Origin of the sequence: Pseudomonas sp. ABC1 (assembly GCF_013395055.1) — a bacterium.
Lineage (GTDB): Bacteria > Pseudomonadota > Gammaproteobacteria > Pseudomonadales > Pseudomonadaceae > Stutzerimonas.
The window spans coordinates 2,322,999-2,337,788 of record NZ_CP058349.1 but is presented as its reverse complement, the minus strand read 5'-3'; the positions used below and the strand labels follow the sequence as shown (position 1 = coordinate 2,337,788).

The window sequence follows — 14,790 nt, the reverse complement described above, 5'->3', positions numbered from 1 at the left end:
ATTCGGCGGGCGGACCGCCGGATGCGTTCAGGACCCAAAGCTATCAATGTCAGATAGCGGTGCCGGTGCCCGGTGTTATGGCGCAGCGTTCGCCCTGCACCCTTGCAACCGCAGCGGCGGCGCTCCCAGCAAGGCTTGCAAGCCATCGGCCAGGGTGCCGCGCCAGACGGCATAGTCGTGGCCGCCGGCGAACTCCTGATAGGCCACCGGGTAGTCTTTATCGCACAGCACTTGCCGCAGGGTACGGGTGCTGCCGAGGATGCCCTGGGCATCCGCCTGCTCCAGCAATCCCGCATCCAGGTAGAAACGCAGCGGCAAGCGGGGCATTTCGCGCAGTTGCCGGGTCAACCATTGCGCTTCGCCTTTCGGCCCCCACCAGAAGGAGCCGGACTGGCTCAAGACGGCGCCGAAATGCTGCGGGTAGAGAAAGGCCGCGCAGGCGGCGGCCAGACCGCCATAGCTGGAGCCGGCAAGGATGCGTTTACCGGGCCGGTCGCTCAGGCGGTGGCGGGCTTCGAGCCAGGGCAGCAGCTCGTGGGCCAGGGCATCCGCGAACAGCGGGTTGCACGCCAGGTCCCGCTGGCGCGAGTCCCTGCTCGGGTTGCTCAGCATGACCGCCAGCAGCGGCGGTATCTTGCCGGCGGCGATCAGGTTGTCGAGTATGGCTGCGGTCGGCACCTGGGCAGTGTAGGCATGCTCATCGAACAGGATCAGCAATGGATAGGCGCGCTCGGCCTGGTAGCCGGGTGGCGTATAGAGCGTAAGCGGGCGCGAGTTGCCCAGTATCTCGCTGCGCCAGTGCAGCCGCTGGCTATGGCCCGCCTGCCCGGTCGTGGCGGGTTGCAGCCAGGGTTGCGCCACGGCACCGGGCAGTTCCAGCAGCGACACCGCTTGCAGCGGTTCGCCATCGGCCTGGCGCTCGTACAGCGGCGGGGTCGGGTTGAGCGGATCAGGACGGGCCTGCGCATGCATCAACTGACGGATACGTTCCCGGGGCAGCCCGTCGAACGCAGGCAGGTCGCTGGCGAAGCGGTAGCTGGCACGCAGTCCGGCGGGCACTTCCAGGCTCAGGTAACGGATGCCGGCCACCCCGAGTTCTTCGAGACGCCGGGTGTTGACGCCCGGCGCCGGCCACAACAGGCGCGTATCGCCCTCCCCCGGCGCGGCGCGCCAGACGAAAGTGATGCGCCAGTCTCCATTCGCCAGACGCTCGCGCAGGGGGAAACGCTGCTCGCCGAAGAAGCGCTCCAGCGCTTGTGGCGAGGCGTCTTCGCGCAGTTGCTGCAGGGGCTGCGCCAACTGCGCCTGGGCGCCGCCGACCAGCGCAAGGAGCAACAGCCCGGTTCGCCAGGGCGCCATCAGAAGTTGACCGACAGCGAAGCGTAGATGCGGCGGCGCTCTTCGTTGAAGTCGGCCGAGACATCGCGCTCCACGGTCTTGTCGAAGGCGTTCAACAGACCGGTACCGACCGTCACGTCATCGCTCAGGCGGTAGCGCAGGCCCAGGTCGAACAGGGTGTAGGCCTCCTTGCGTACCTGGCTGCGGGTGCTCACGCTGGTCAGTTGGGTGCCGGTGTAACGGGCGCTGGCGTTGAGCTCCAGGCGGTTGCTGGCGGCCCAGTCGAGGTTCAGGTTGGCGCTGTGGCGCGGGCGGTAGATCATCGGCGTCGGTGCGCTGTCGCTGAGGTTCCGGGCATCCAGGTAGCTGTAGTTCAGGCGTGCGCGCCAGTCGCTGCCGAAGTCCTTGTGCAGGCTCAGCTCGCCGCCCTGGGTGCGTACCTTGTCGAGGTTCTGGTAGGCGAACACGGGCCGGCCATCGGGCAGGAAACCGACGAAGTTGCCGTAGCTCGGCGCCAGGGTGACGTCGCGGGTGCGGCTTTCGATGTCGATCATGTTGCGCAGGTCGTTACGGTAGACGGTCAGCGAACCGCCCCAGCCGGGGTACTCCAGCATGAAGGCGATTTCCTTGCTGTTGCTGGTTTCCGGCTTGAGGTTTTCCGAACCGATGATGTAGCAGCCGTTGGTCAGGCTGCCGCAGGAGGCCGAGCCCCAGTTGGGGCTGTTCTGCAGCAGCGTCGGGGCGCGGAAGGCCCTGGCCCAGCCGCTCTTGATGGTCAGGTGGTCGCCATGCTGCCAGACCAGGTAGGCGCGCGGGCTGTTGTGCCCGCCGAAGTTCTCGTGGTGGTCGTAGCGGTTGCCGAGGGTCAGGCGCAGGTCCTGCAGCAGCGGGAAGTCGTAGTCGACGAACAGCGCTGACGTGTCCACCGAGGTGGTCGGGTCCTGTCCGTAGGTGCTGCTGCCGGGCAGGCCCGCCAGGTTGGTGTCGTCATCCAGTTCTTCGCGCTTCCATTCGCCGCCCAGGCGCAGGTTGGTCTGCCACAGCGGCAGTGCCAGGCGACCCTGGGCAATGTAGGTATTGGCTTCGTTGGGGTTGTTCTGGCCGCTGACGGTGCCGTCCAGGTTGCGCGTTTCGTCGGCCTGCAGGCTGAACTCGCTGCTGCCGAAGGCGTACTCGCCCTTGTGCGTCAGGGCGTAGGCCTCGCGGCGCAGCACGAAGTCGTCGTGGTTGCGCCGCGAGTTGTCGACGTTCAGCGCCAGCTCGTTGGCTTCGTCGACGAACCAGGTCAGCTCGCCATTGGCCGAATTATTGCGATTGGCCGGAAAACCACTCTGGCCGCTGCCGTTGACCTCGCGGTCGGCCTGGCGGCGATCGGCGGCGGCGGACAGCTTGAGCAGCAGCCGCTCCGGCACCAGCGGGCCGCTGAGGGAGGCGCTGGTCTTCCAGGCATCGCCCGCATCGCGGTCCTGCTGGGCGATGGCGGTGCTGCTGAAGTTGCCGCGCCAGGTCGACGAGGCCTTCTTGGTGATGATGTTGATCACCCCGCCGATGGCATCGGAGCCGTACAGCGACGACATCGGTCCGCGCACCACTTCGACCCGCTCGATCAGCTCGGGCGCGATCCAGCCGGTGTCGTAGTCGTTGCCGCGGAAAGAGGCGGAGGTCGAGTTGACCCGACGGCCATCGACCAGCATCAGCGTGTAGGCCTGGTCGAACCCGCGTAGCTGGACGCCGGGGACGGTATTGCCGGAGCGGCTCAGGGTGACACCTTCGACGCGGCCCAGCAGGTCGGCCAGGTCGAGGATCGGCCGGCGTGCGATCTCTTCGGCATCGATGACGGTGATGCTGGCCGGCGCTTCGCGCAGGGTCTGTTCGGTCGCGCTGGCGGTCACCACGGTCGAGCCGAGTTCGAGCCCGTCCCGGGCCTGGGCAAGGGTGGCGCCACACAGCAGGCAGCCGAGGATACCGGTACGCAGAAGGAAGGACGGTGCTTGGGGATACGACATGGATGTTGGCCTTGTTAGCGAAGGGACGCGTCTGTGCGCGTTAGCGAATGTGTCTCAAATAATAATAATCCTCATTTTATTTGCAGGCCTTTGCGCCAGCATGGAAAAATCTTTGCCTGAGATCGCCTTTCCGGGTCCCCGCCGATGCTGCCGCTGTCTTCCAACCTGATCACCGTCGCCGACATGTACCGACGCAAGACCGAGCGCCTGGGCGGCCCGCCGAGTTTCGACCGGGAGCTGGCGCAGGACGAGGCGGTGCTGCAAGGCGAGTTGCGCACCCACACCCTGGCCAGCGGCCTGATCATTCACCTGGCACGGGTGCGTGACCTGCAGGACATGGGCAGCCACAACCTGTTGCAGCCGGGCATCAAGGCGACCTTCCTGCTGGACGGCCAGACTCGCCTCGCCTATGGCCGCAACGATTACCTGCTGGACAGCCGCAAGGCGCCGGCGGTGCTGCTGGGGCTGGCCGAGGAAGATCGCTTCAGCCGTGCCTGGAGCCGCCAGCGACACGAGGCCAAGGTGTGCCTGACACTGTCCGAACAATGGCTGGAACGCCTGGCGCTGAGTGGTGAAAGCGCCGGCTGGCTGGCACGCTTTCGCCGCGAGCACCTGAGCGAGTGCCCCTGGACGCCTTCAGCCAGCGCGCTGGAGATGGCCCGCCAACTGCTCCTGGCGCCACAACTGGACGCCGGTCTGCTCGACCTCTACCTGGAGAGCCGCTGCCTGCCGATCGTCTTCGAACTGCTCGAACGCATCACTGGCACACAGGCCCGACCAACGGCCCTGTCGACCCGCCAGCGCCAGCGCGTCGAACGCCTGCGGCAGTTCCTCGACAGCGGCGAGGCCGACGGCCTGGGCCTGCAACGCATCGCCGCGCACAACGGCTTCAACGTGATCGACATGCAGCGCCTGTTCAGCCAGGCCCAGGGCACCACGGTGTTCGCCTACATGAAGGAGCGGCGCATGCAGATGGCCCGCCGCGCCCTGCTCGAAGACGGCCTGTCGGTGGCGCTAGCGGCGGAGGTAGCCGGCTTCGGCAACCCGGCCAACTTCGCCACGGCGTTCAAGCGGCGCTTTGGCGTCAGTCCGTCGAAGCTGCGACCATAGGAACCGGGCCTCTCAACGCCTCGCAAAGGCCGCGTTCAAGCAGGCCATGACCTGAGGTTTTCAAGCCGTTATCGGTCTTCAGAGCTTGAAGCGCGAGACCAGCGCACTCAACGCCACCGCCAGGCTCGACAGCTCCTGGCTGGCCGCGCTGGTCTGGTTGGCACCGGCAGCCGTCTGCTGTGACAGATCGCGAATGTTCACCAGGTTGCGATCCACTTCCCGCGCCACCTGTGCCTGCTCTTCGGAGGCGCTGGCAATCACCAGGTTACGTTCGTTGATGGTGGTGATCGCCGCCCCGATGCGCTCCAGCGCTTCCCCCGCCAACCGGGCCATGTCCAGCGTCTGGCGAGCCCTGGTGGTGCTGTTCTGCATGGCCTGCATGCTGCGTTCTGCGCCGCCCTGGATGGTGCCGATCATCTGTTCGATCTCTTGGGTCGATTGCTGGGTCCTGTGGGCCAGTGCGCGGACCTCATCCGCCACCACGGCGAATCCGCGCCCCGCTTCGCCGGCACGCGCGGCTTCGATGGCAGCGTTGAGGGCCAGCAGGTTGGTCTGATCGGCGATGGAGCGGATCACATCGAGCACCTGACTGATGTCGTGCACATTGTTCGCCAGTTGCTCCACTTCACCGGCCGTACCGGCCACGTCATCGGCCAATTGACGAATGGACTCCACTGTCTGTGAAACCTGCTGACGGCCGGCCTGGGTATCACGGTCCGTTTCCCTGGAGGCTTCCGAGGTATTGACGGCGTTCTGCGCGACTTCCTCTACGGCGGTGGTCATTTCGTTGACTGCGGTAGCAGCCTGTTCCAGCTCGTCGTTCTGCTGGTGCAGGCCACGGCTGGAATCCTCGGTCACCGCATGCAGTTCTTCGGAAGCGGAAGCCAGTTGGGAGGTCGAGTCGACGATATGGTGCAAGGCATCACGCAGGCTGTTCTGCATGGTCTGCATCGCGTGCAGCAGACGTGCCGGCTCGTCTTGGCCCTGCACGGCTATTTCACGGGTCAGGTCGCCATCGGCGATGCGCTCGGCCACCTGCACGGCGTCGGCCAGCGGGCGGGTGATGCTACGGGTCAGGAGTACAGCGATGAGGCCGATCAGAGCCAGGATCAGCACGAGCGTTCCGATCACCATCGCGAAGGCATCGTCGAACGCATCGCTGCTGGCCTGGGCTGCCTGTGTCGCCTGGGTCGCATTGAAACGGTTCAATGCGGCAATCGCGACCGCAAGGCCATCGGCATACTCAGCCAGTGGCCCATTGATCAGCTCGAGGGCTTTGGGCATGTCGTCTCGCCCCACCGCACCGACGATCTGCTGCTGCAGACCAAGGTAGCGTGTGAGTTCACCCTGGAAACGCTCGAAGAGCTGTCGGTCTTCGTCGAACACGATCGTTTGTTGATATTCCGCGAGTTGCTGCGGCAGGTTCTGCACCAGGCCATCGATGACCCGCAGAAGCTGCTGGCGCGCGCCGATGTCGCTCAACAAGGCACTGCGCAAGGTCAGGGCCCGAACCCGGGACAGGCTGTGTTCCACTTTGCTCAACGCCATCAGCCCGGGTAGCAGTTCTTCCCGTATCGCATCGGACGATTGATCCATATAGCCCATGCGATTCAGCGAGAAAACGCCAAGTCCGAGGGTCAGCAAAGCAAGGAGGGCGAACGCGAGGCCAGCACGTTTCCCGATGGTGATATTTCTCAAGGGCCATTCTCCAGAGTGAATGATGACGGTGTGCCATTATTCTAACGCCAGAAAAATGCCGTATTTCTGAAATAAATTGAAATTAATGAATTTTCTGATTTGGCTCAAACAATCGACGTAGAGCGGTTGCACGCCAGGCAAAGGCATTGGGCAACGTGGAGACGGCCATATACCAAGCTCATCGGACTCAGGTTGCGGCAGGGCATATGTCGTAATTGACCAGTAGTGAACAGCAAACCAGCACTTTGTGTTATCAGACGCGTTGGCAGCCGCCTCAATTACAAGCTATCTATATGATTAATAAGGAAAAATAAGTTGGCATAGTTCTCGAATAGAGCCCTTCAGCGCCGACAGCCACCTGAATATCCTCAAGCGCAACTTCTACTGGAGCAACGACTTCCGCAACGGCGACTTCGCCGTCAACCCGAACAACGGCGAGCGCCAGAGCCGCCAGGCCGAATGGGCGCACGGAGTGCGTCGGCAACGAAGCGCGCGAACCAGATGCCGCGCCCCGTGCTGGGCGCAGCATTCAGGCGGTCCTCGACGAAGGCGAAGTCCCTGCGCAGAGCCTGGGTCAGGTTGGAGTCGGCGCTGGCCAACTCGATCAGCAGGCGTACCAGTTTCTCCAGCCACCATATTCGGCCGAGACACGCACCGCGCCGAAACCAGCCCACACCCCGCGAGCCGCCTGTGTTACCAATCACCAACGCCCCGGCTTGCCGCTATAATCGCCGGCATTTTCGTCGAGCCAGCGGGCCGTGCCATGACCGATTTCCTCAAGCGTCCTTCCCTGACCCCCATTCCCGTCGAGCAACCCTTGCGCGGTCGGCTGACCCTGCCCGGCTCCAAGTCGATCACCAACCGCGCCCTGTTGCTGGCGGCGCTGGCCAAGGGCAGCAGTCGCCTCAGCGGCGCCCTCAAGAGCGCCGATACCCACTGGATGGCCGAGGCGCTGCGGGCCATGGGCGTGGTGGTGGAAGAGCCGGACGACAGCACCTTCGTCGTGCACAGCCAGGGTCGCCTGCAAACACCGGACGCGCCGCTGTTCCTCGGCAATGCCGGGACCGCGATGCGCTTTCTCACGGCGGCCCTGGCCAACAACGAGGGCCGGGTGGTGGTCGATGGCGACGAACACATGCGCAAGCGCCCCATCGAGCCGCTGGTGCAGGCCCTGCGCGCCCTCGGGCTGGATATTGCCGCCAGTAACGGTTGCCCGCCCGTGACCATCACGGGCCAGGGTCGCCTCAAGGGTGGCCGGATGGAGATCGATGGTGGCCTGTCCAGCCAGTATGTCTCGGCGCTGCTGATGGTCGCGGCCTGTGCCGAAGGGCCGTGCGAGGTGGCACTGCTGGGCAGTGAGATCGGCGCGCGTGGCTATATCGACCTGACCCTGGCGGCGATGCGTGCCTTCGGCGCCGAAGTGGAGCAAGTAGACGACGCCACCTGGCGCGTGCAGCCCACCGGCTACCGGGCGCGGGATTTCGCCATCGAGCCGGATGCCTCCGCCGCCACCTACCTGTGGGCCGCCGAGGCACTGACCGGCGGCGCCATCGACCTGGGCATGCCAGCCGCCGACTTCACCCAGCCCGACGCGCGGGCCAAGGCGGTGATCGACAGTTTCCCGGACATGCCGGCGGTGATCGACGGCGCACAGATGCAGGACGCCATCCCGACCCTGGCGGTGCTGGCCGCCTTCAACCGCACTCCGGTGCGTTTCACAGGCATCGCCAACCTGCGGGTCAAGGAGTGCGACCGGGTCGCGGCGCTGGCCACCGAACTGTCGCGCATTCGCACAGGCCTGGGTGTGGAGGAGGGCGACGACCTGCTGGTGGCTTCCGATCCAGGCCTGGCCGGGCAGCACCTGCCGGCGCGTATCGCGACCTATGCCGACCACCGCATCGCCATGAGCTTCGCGCTGGCGGCGTTGAAGATCGACGGGCTGGAAATCCTCGACCCGGCCTGCGTGAGCAAGACCTATCCGGGCTACTGGCAAGCCCTGGCGGAGCTGGGCGTACGCTATCGCTGAGCCGCGGTGCCATGGGCGGGGAGTAGCCTGCCCCCTGGCCTGAGGCCAGACGGTGACCGCCACGGCTGCGAAGCGCTTGCTTGCAGCCGTGGCGGTGCTTGAGGGTCAGATGCGGAAGCGGCTGATGACTTGTTGCAGTTCGTTGCCAAGTCGTGCCAGTTCGACACTGGAAGCTGCGGTTTCTTCGCTGGCGGCGGCGCTCTGCTCGGAAATGTCGCGCACGTTGATCACGCTGCGATTGATCTCCTCGGCCACCGCGCTCTGCTCTTCGGCAGCCGTGGCGATCTGCTGGTTCATCGACTGGATGCTCGACACCGACTGCGTGATGCTCTCCAGTGCCCGCCCGGCTTCGCGCGCCAGCTCGGCGGTTTCGTGGGTCAGTTCACGGTTCTTTTCCATCAGTGCCGCGGACTGCTGAGTACCGTTTTGCAGGCTGCCGATCAGGCCTTCGATTTCCTCGGTGGACTTCTGCGTGCGTTGGGCCAGGCCCCGCACTTCGTCGGCGACCACGGCGAACCCGCGACCGGCCTCGCCGGCGCGGGCCGCTTCGATGGCGGCGTTCAGCGCCAGCAGGTTGGTCTGCTCGGCAACGGTCTTGATCACGTCGAGTACTCCGCCGATCTTGTCGCTTTCCTGCTTGAGTTGCAGCACGGTGCTGGCGGACTGCTCCACTTCTTCGGCCAGGTGGTTCATCTGTGTGACCGCCTTGCGCACCACGCGCTCGCCCTGCTGGGCATCCAGGTCGGCCTGACGGGCGATGTTCGAGGCATCCTCGGCATTGCGCGCGACTTCGTGCACGGTGGCCGCCATCTCGTTCATGGCAGTGGCCACCTGATCGGTCTCGACCTTCTGGCTGTTGACCCCGGCGCTGGTCTGCTCGGTCACTGCCGACAGTTGCTCGGCGGCACTGGCGATCTGCGTGGTGCTGTCGCTGATGTGCCCGATCAGCTCGCGCAGGCTCAGGGTCATGCCCTGTACGCCTTGTTGCAGGCGACCGATTTCGTCCTTGCGCGTGGTCAGCAAGTCACGTGTCAGGTCGCCCGAGGCGATATGCCCGACCGCCACCAGGGTCTGCTGCAGTGGCTGGGTGATACGCCGGGTGATGATCACGGCGGCCAGTACCCCGATGATCAGGGCGACCAACGAACTGGCGATCAGCAGCACATAGGATGAGGAAGCCTCGCTGTCGCGTTTTTCCAGTTGGCTTTCCTGCAGGTTGCGCGATATCCGCAGGATCTGCTCGACATGCCCGAGCAGAGCCTGACGCTCCTTCTGCAAGGCTTCGGTGTCGGCCTGGAAGCGGGCAAAGTCCGCGATGTAGTTGTTGATGGCCGTGGTCAGCGCCTGCTGCCCAGACGTATCGGAAATATTCAGCGCGGCAGCGGCAGCGCCGGCCTTTTCAGCGGCGGCTTTGGATGGCGCCAGCAGGCTCGCGTCTTCGCGGAGGATGTAATTGAGGGTTTGCAGGCGAGCCTGCAGGTAAGCGCCGGTAAAGCGTGAAACGGCCAGCAGCTGTTGTGCCCGCGCATCGACGTCCGCCTGCTTGCCGATGCTTTCCTCTATGCGCTGGGTGGCCTGGGTCGCATCGGCGGCATTCTTGAGGAAGCTCTGGTGCACCTGGTCACGGTGATGGCGAGTTACCGCCAGTTGCTCGAAGGATTTCCGATAGGCCCGGACGAGCTGTTCGAAATCTCTGAGCTGCTTCAACTCTCGCGGATCGCTCAGGTGCGAGGACAGCGTGTCCTCTTTTTGCTGCATGAGGTCCAGCAACCGCTCTACGGCTATTTGGTTATCCTGGTTCGGTACCTGGGTGTAGTTCAGGCGGGCGATCAGCAGGTCCTTGCTCAGTTCATTCAGTTCCTGGATGGACTGCAACTTGTCCCCACGCTCGATCAGTGCGCCAGTGGAGAACGTCCCCACGAGGGAGATTCCCGTGGTCAGCAGCAGTACAAGGCCAAAGCCGACCGCGAGCTTGGTTCCCGCGCTCAGGTCATCGAACAATCTAAACATGGAGGGCTTCCTGGTTCATGGGGCAGGGGAGGTTTTGGATTATCGGCCTGAAACAGGCGATCTAGAGGGATTCTAAGATTCAATTGACGTTTAATGTCACTTGTGTTGACGCAAAATAACAATTCCCTTGCCCGCGCATGGGATAAGGCGGCTCCCGGCCCACCCCCGTCCATACACCCCGCAGACGCCATGCGACCTTCACGACACCCAGGGCAAAGCTACCGCGCATGCGGGTTTGCCGTTGCATCGGGTATACTCCCCGGCTTTCCGTCGCAGCCCCCACAGGTGAATTTTTCGTGAGCCAGACTACGCCTGCCGTGCGCACCTTCCAGGATCTGATCCTCGCCCTGCAAAGCTACTGGGCCGAACAAGGGTGCGTAGTCCTGCAGCCCTATGACATGGAAATGGGTGCCGGCACCTTCCACACCGCCACCTTCCTGCGCGCCATCGGTCCCGAGACCTGGAACGCCGCCTACGTCCAGCCCTCGCGCCGCCCGGCGGACGGCCGCTACGGCGAGAATCCCAACCGCCTGCAGCACTATTACCAGTTCCAGGTGGTGCTCAAGCCCAACCCCGAGAACATCCAGGACCTCTACCTGGAGTCGCTGCGCCGCATCGGCGTGGACACCACCGTGCATGACGTGCGCTTCGTCGAGGACAACTGGGAGTCGCCGACCCTGGGTGCCTGGGGCCTGGGCTGGGAAGTCTGGCTGAATGGCATGGAAGTGACGCAGTTCACCTACTTCCAGCAGGTCGGCGGCGTCGAGTGCTACCCGGTCACCGGCGAGATCACCTATGGCCTGGAGCGCCTGGCCATGTACCTGCAGGGCGTCGACTCGGTCTACGACCTGGTCTGGGCGGACGGCCCGTTCGGCACCGTGACCTACGGCGACGTGTTCCACCAGAACGAGGTGGAACAGTCCACCTACAACTTCGAACACGCCAATGTGCCGAAACTGTTCGAACTGTTCGATTTCTACGAGGGCGAAGCCAACCGGCTGATCGAACTCGAACTGCCGCTGCCCGCCTACGAAATGGTGGTCAAGGCTTCCCATACCTTCAACCTGCTCGACGCCCGCCGCGCCATCTCGGTGACCGAACGCCAGCGCTACATCCTGCGCGTGCGCAGCCTGGCCCGCGCCATCGCGCAGAGCTACCTGAACGCCCGTGCCCGCCTGGGCTTCCCGATGGCGCCCGCCGACCTGCGTGACGAAGTACTGGCCAAACTGGAGGCAGCACAATGAGTGCACTGGATTTTCTGGTCGAACTGGGCACCGAGGAACTGCCACCCAAGGCCCTGCCGAAACTGGCCGAAGCCTTCCTCGCCGGTATCGAGAAAGGCCTCAAGGATGCCGGCCTGAGCCACGGCCAGACCCGCGTCTACGCCGCGCCGCGCCGCCTGGCGGTGTTCGTCGGCAACCTCGCCAGCGAGCAGCCCGACCGTAGCGTCAGCCTCGATGGCCCGCCAGTGCAGGCCGCCTTCGATGCAGACGGCGAGCCGACCCAGGCCGCCCTCGGCTTCGCCCGCAAATGCGGCGTGGACCTGGCGGAAATCGACCGCAGCGGCGCCAAGCTCAAGTTCAACCGCACCATCCCCGGCCAGCCGGCCAGCGAACTGCTGCCGCAGATCGTCAGCGCGTCGCTGGGCGACCTGCCGATTCCCAAGCGCATGCGCTGGGCCGCGCGCAAGGAAGAATTCGTACGCCCGACGCAGTGGCTGGTAATGCTGTTCGGCGACGAGGTGATCGACTGCGAGATCCTCGCCCAGCGCGCCGGTCGCGAGTCCCGCGGACACCGCTTCCACAGCCCGGCGCCGGTGCGTATCAGCCAGCCGTCCAGCTACCTGGAAGACCTGCGTGGCGCCCGCGTCATCGCCGACTTCGCCGAGCGCCGCGAACTGATCGCGCGCCGCGTCGAGCAACTGGCGGGCGAGCAGAACGGCCGGGCCATCGTACCGCCGGCGCTGCTCGACGAAGTCACCGCCCTGGTGGAATGGCCGGTGCCGCTGGTCTGCTCGTTCGAGGAACGTTTCCTCGACGTGCCGCAGGAAGCGCTGATCGCCACCATGCAGGACAACCAGAAGTACTTCTGCCTGCTGGACGACGCCGGCAAGCTGCTGCCGCGCTTCATCACCGTGGCCAATATCGAGAGTCTCGACCCGCAGCAGATCGTCGCCGGTAACGAGAAGGTGGTGCGCCCACGCCTGACCGACGCCGAATTCTTCTTCAAGCAGGACAAGAAGCAGACCCTGGAAAGCTTCAACGAGCGCTTGCAGAACGTGGTCTTCCAGGCCCAGCTCGGCAGCGTCTACGACAAGGCCGTGCGCGTTTCCCGCCTCGCGGCCTTCATTGCCGAAAGCCTCGGCGGCAACGTGCAGTACGCTGCCCGCGCCGGCCTGCTGAGCAAATGCGACCTGGCCACCGAGATGGTCGGCGAATTCCCGGAGATGCAAGGCATCGCCGGCTACTACTACGCCCTCGAAGGCGGCGAGCCGGAAGAACTGGCCCTGGCCCTGAACGAGCAGTACATGCCCCGTGGCGCCGGTGCCGAACTGCCCTCGACGCAGACCGGCGCGATCCTGGCGATCGCCGACAAGCTCGACACCCTGGTCGGCATCTTCGGCATCGGCATGCTGCCCACCGGTAGCAAGGACCCCTACGCACTGCGCCGCGCCGCGCTGGGCATCCTGCGCATCCTGATCGAGAAGCAGCAGGACCTGGACCTGGTCAAGGCGGTGGACTTCGCCCTGGCACAGTACGCCGGCAAGGTCAGCGCCAAGGGCGTTGCCGCACAGGTGCTGGAATTCATCTTCGACCGCCTGCGCGCCCGCTACGAGGACGAAGGCGTGGAAGTCGCCTCCTACCTGTCGGTGCGCGCCGTGCAGCCCGCCTCGGCGCTGGACTTCGACCAGCGCGTGCAGGCCGTGCAGGCTTTCCGCTCGCTGCCGGAAGCCGAGGCCCTGGCCGCCGCCAACAAGCGTGTCTCGAACCTGCTGAGCAAGGCCCAGGAGGCCCTGCCGGAAACGGTCGAGCCGCGCTACTTCGACAACGCCACCGAGTTCTCGCTGTACTCGGCGATCCAGCAGGCCGAACAGGCCGTGCAACCGCTGGCGGCGGCTCGCCAGTACAAGGAAGCGCTGGAGCGCCTGGCGCACCTGCGTGGCCCGGTGGATGCCTTCTTCGAAGCGGTGCTGGTGAACGCCGAGGATGCCTCGGTGCGCGCCAACCGCTATGCGTTGCTGGCCCGCCTGCGCGACCTGTTCCTGGGCGTTGCCGATATCTCCGTGCTTGGCTAAGTCATTGAAACTGATAGTCCTCGACCGCGACGGAGTCATCAATGAAGACTCCGACGCCTACGTCAAATCGGTGGATGAGTGGATTCCGATCCCGGGTTCGCTGCACGCCATCGCACGCTTGTACCAGGCGGGCTGGACGGTTGCCGTGGCGACCAACCAGTCCGGCCTGGCACGCGGCATGTTCGATGCCGATGCGCTGGACGCCATGCACCGCAAGATGCAAAGCCTCACGGCGGAGCAGGGCGGGCATATCGAGCTGGTCGTCCATTGCCCCCACGGTCCGGAAGACCACTGCGATTGCCGCAAGCCGCTGCCTGGCCTGTTCCGCACCATCGCCGGACACTTCCACCTGGCCGACCTGGCTGGCGTACCGGTGGTCGGCGATAGCCTGCGCGACCTGCAAGCCGGTGTTTCACTGGGTTGCATTCCCTATCTGGTCAGGACCGGAAAGGGCGAGAAGACCCTGAAAAACCCACTGCCCACGGGCACACAGGTTTTCCCCGACCTGTCGGCGGTCGCCGATCATCTACTCGGAACCCCTTGATGAACGTTCTGTACCCTGCACGCGTTGTGCTGTTCTACGTCCTGCTGTCGCTGTCGGCGCTGGTCTGGTGCCTGATCAGCCTGGTCTGCGCGCCCTTCATGTCCTTCCGTACGCGCTACCGCTTCGTGGTGCGCGCCTGGTGCCGCAATGCCGTCTGGCTGGCCAGCAGCCTGGTCGGCCTGCGCTACGAGGTCAGCGGCCAGGAGAACATCCCCGAGCGCCCCTGCGTCATCCTCGCCAAGCACCAGAGCACCTGGGAGACCTTCTTTCTCTCGGGCTACTTCGAGCCGCTGACCCAGGTGCTCAAGCGCGAGCTGCTGTTCATCCCCTTCTTCGGCTGGGCGATCATGCTGCTCCGGCCGATCGCCATCGATCGCTCGAACCCCAAGGCGGCGCTGCGCCAGGTGGCCAAGCAGGGTGACGAGCGCCTGCGCCAGGGCACCTGGGTACTGATCTTCCCGGAAGGCACGCGGACCCCGGTCGGCCAGCCGGCGCGGTTCTCCCGCAGCGGCGCGGCGATCGCCGCCAACGCCGGACTGCCGGTACTGCCGGTGGCGCACAATGCCGGTGTATTCTGGCCGCGCACCGGCTGGAGCAAGCGCCCCGGCACCATAAAGGTCGTCATCGGCCCTGCGATGTATGCAAAAGAAGAGGGTGGTTCCCGCGCCATCGCCGAACTCAATCAGCGTGCCGAGGATTGGGTCAATGCCGAAGTCTCCAGGCTGGAAAGCCAGGCCACTTCGGGCAGTTGAACGAGTCCGCG

10 protein-coding genes and 1 pseudogene are annotated in these 14,790 nt (G+C 65.0%); 6 read left to right on the top strand and 5 right to left on the bottom strand.

The window, feature by feature from the left end:
- Nucleotides 1-75 precede the first annotated feature (75 nt).
- Both fes and HW090_RS10300 read right to left on the bottom strand, forming a co-directional pair.
- Complete coding sequence (fes, locus tag HW090_RS10305) at nt 76-1,359, bottom strand: enterochelin esterase (protein WP_179113443.1); 1,284 nt, start codon at nt 1,357-1,359, stop codon at nt 76-78.
- On the bottom strand, nt 1,359-3,344 hold the full coding sequence (locus tag HW090_RS10300) for a TonB-dependent receptor domain-containing protein (protein ID WP_179113442.1): 1,986 nt from the start codon (nt 3,342-3,344) through the stop codon (nt 1,359-1,361). Before HW090_RS10300 ends, fes begins: the two co-directional genes overlap by 1 nt.
- Before the next feature lie 144 nt (nt 3,345-3,488).
- On the opposite strand from HW090_RS10300, the gene HW090_RS10295 reads away from it, so the two are divergent.
- Nucleotides 3,489-4,454, top strand: coding sequence for an AraC family transcriptional regulator (locus HW090_RS10295; protein ID WP_179113441.1), 966 nt, complete (start codon nt 3,489-3,491; stop codon nt 4,452-4,454).
- Between the two features lie 78 nt (nt 4,455-4,532).
- Here HW090_RS10295 and HW090_RS10290 read toward each other — a convergent pair whose 3' ends face one another.
- Nucleotides 4,533-6,152, bottom strand: coding sequence for a methyl-accepting chemotaxis protein (locus HW090_RS10290; RefSeq protein WP_256930655.1), 1,620 nt, complete (start codon nt 6,150-6,152; stop codon nt 4,533-4,535).
- A gap of 482 nt (nt 6,153-6,634) precedes the next feature.
- A pseudogene (locus HW090_RS10285) lies at nt 6,635-6,822 on the bottom strand (monooxygenase); the annotation flags it as partial.
- 93 nt (nt 6,823-6,915) lie between these two features.
- Between HW090_RS10285 and HW090_RS10280 the strand changes: the two are divergent.
- Nucleotides 6,916-8,178: a 3-phosphoshikimate 1-carboxyvinyltransferase gene (locus tag HW090_RS10280; RefSeq protein ID WP_179113440.1), complete on the top strand. Its 1,263-nt coding sequence runs from the start codon at nt 6,916-6,918 to the stop codon at nt 8,176-8,178.
- Between the two features lie 105 nt (nt 8,179-8,283).
- Here the strand turns inward: HW090_RS10280 and HW090_RS10275 are convergent, their stop codons facing one another.
- Entirely contained in the window at nt 8,284-10,188 is a 1,905-nt protein-coding gene (locus HW090_RS10275) for a methyl-accepting chemotaxis protein (RefSeq protein ID WP_179113439.1), read from the bottom strand.
- A 296-nt stretch (nt 10,189-10,484) separates the two neighbouring features.
- Between HW090_RS10275 and glyQ the strand changes: the two genes are divergently transcribed.
- From glyQ to HW090_RS10255, 4 genes are read left to right on the top strand one after another with little or no spacing between them, the layout of a single operon-like run.
- Nucleotides 10,485-11,432, top strand: coding sequence for a glycine--tRNA ligase subunit alpha (glyQ, locus tag HW090_RS10270; RefSeq protein WP_179113438.1), 948 nt, complete (start codon nt 10,485-10,487; stop codon nt 11,430-11,432).
- Nucleotides 11,429-13,483 (top strand): glycine--tRNA ligase subunit beta, encoded by a 2,055-nt coding sequence (gene glyS / locus HW090_RS10265; RefSeq protein ID WP_179113437.1) that lies wholly within the window; start codon nt 11,429-11,431, stop codon nt 13,481-13,483. Before glyQ ends, glyS begins: the two co-directional genes overlap by 4 nt.
- 4 nt (nt 13,484-13,487) lie before the next feature.
- Nucleotides 13,488-14,027, top strand: coding sequence for a D-glycero-beta-D-manno-heptose 1,7-bisphosphate 7-phosphatase (gmhB, locus tag HW090_RS10260; protein ID WP_179113436.1), 540 nt, complete (start codon nt 13,488-13,490; stop codon nt 14,025-14,027).
- Nucleotides 14,027-14,779 (top strand): 1-acyl-sn-glycerol-3-phosphate acyltransferase, encoded by a 753-nt coding sequence (locus tag HW090_RS10255; protein WP_179113435.1) that lies wholly within the window; start codon nt 14,027-14,029, stop codon nt 14,777-14,779. Before gmhB ends, HW090_RS10255 begins: the two co-directional genes overlap by 1 nt.
- Nucleotides 14,780-14,790 lie beyond the last annotated feature (11 nt).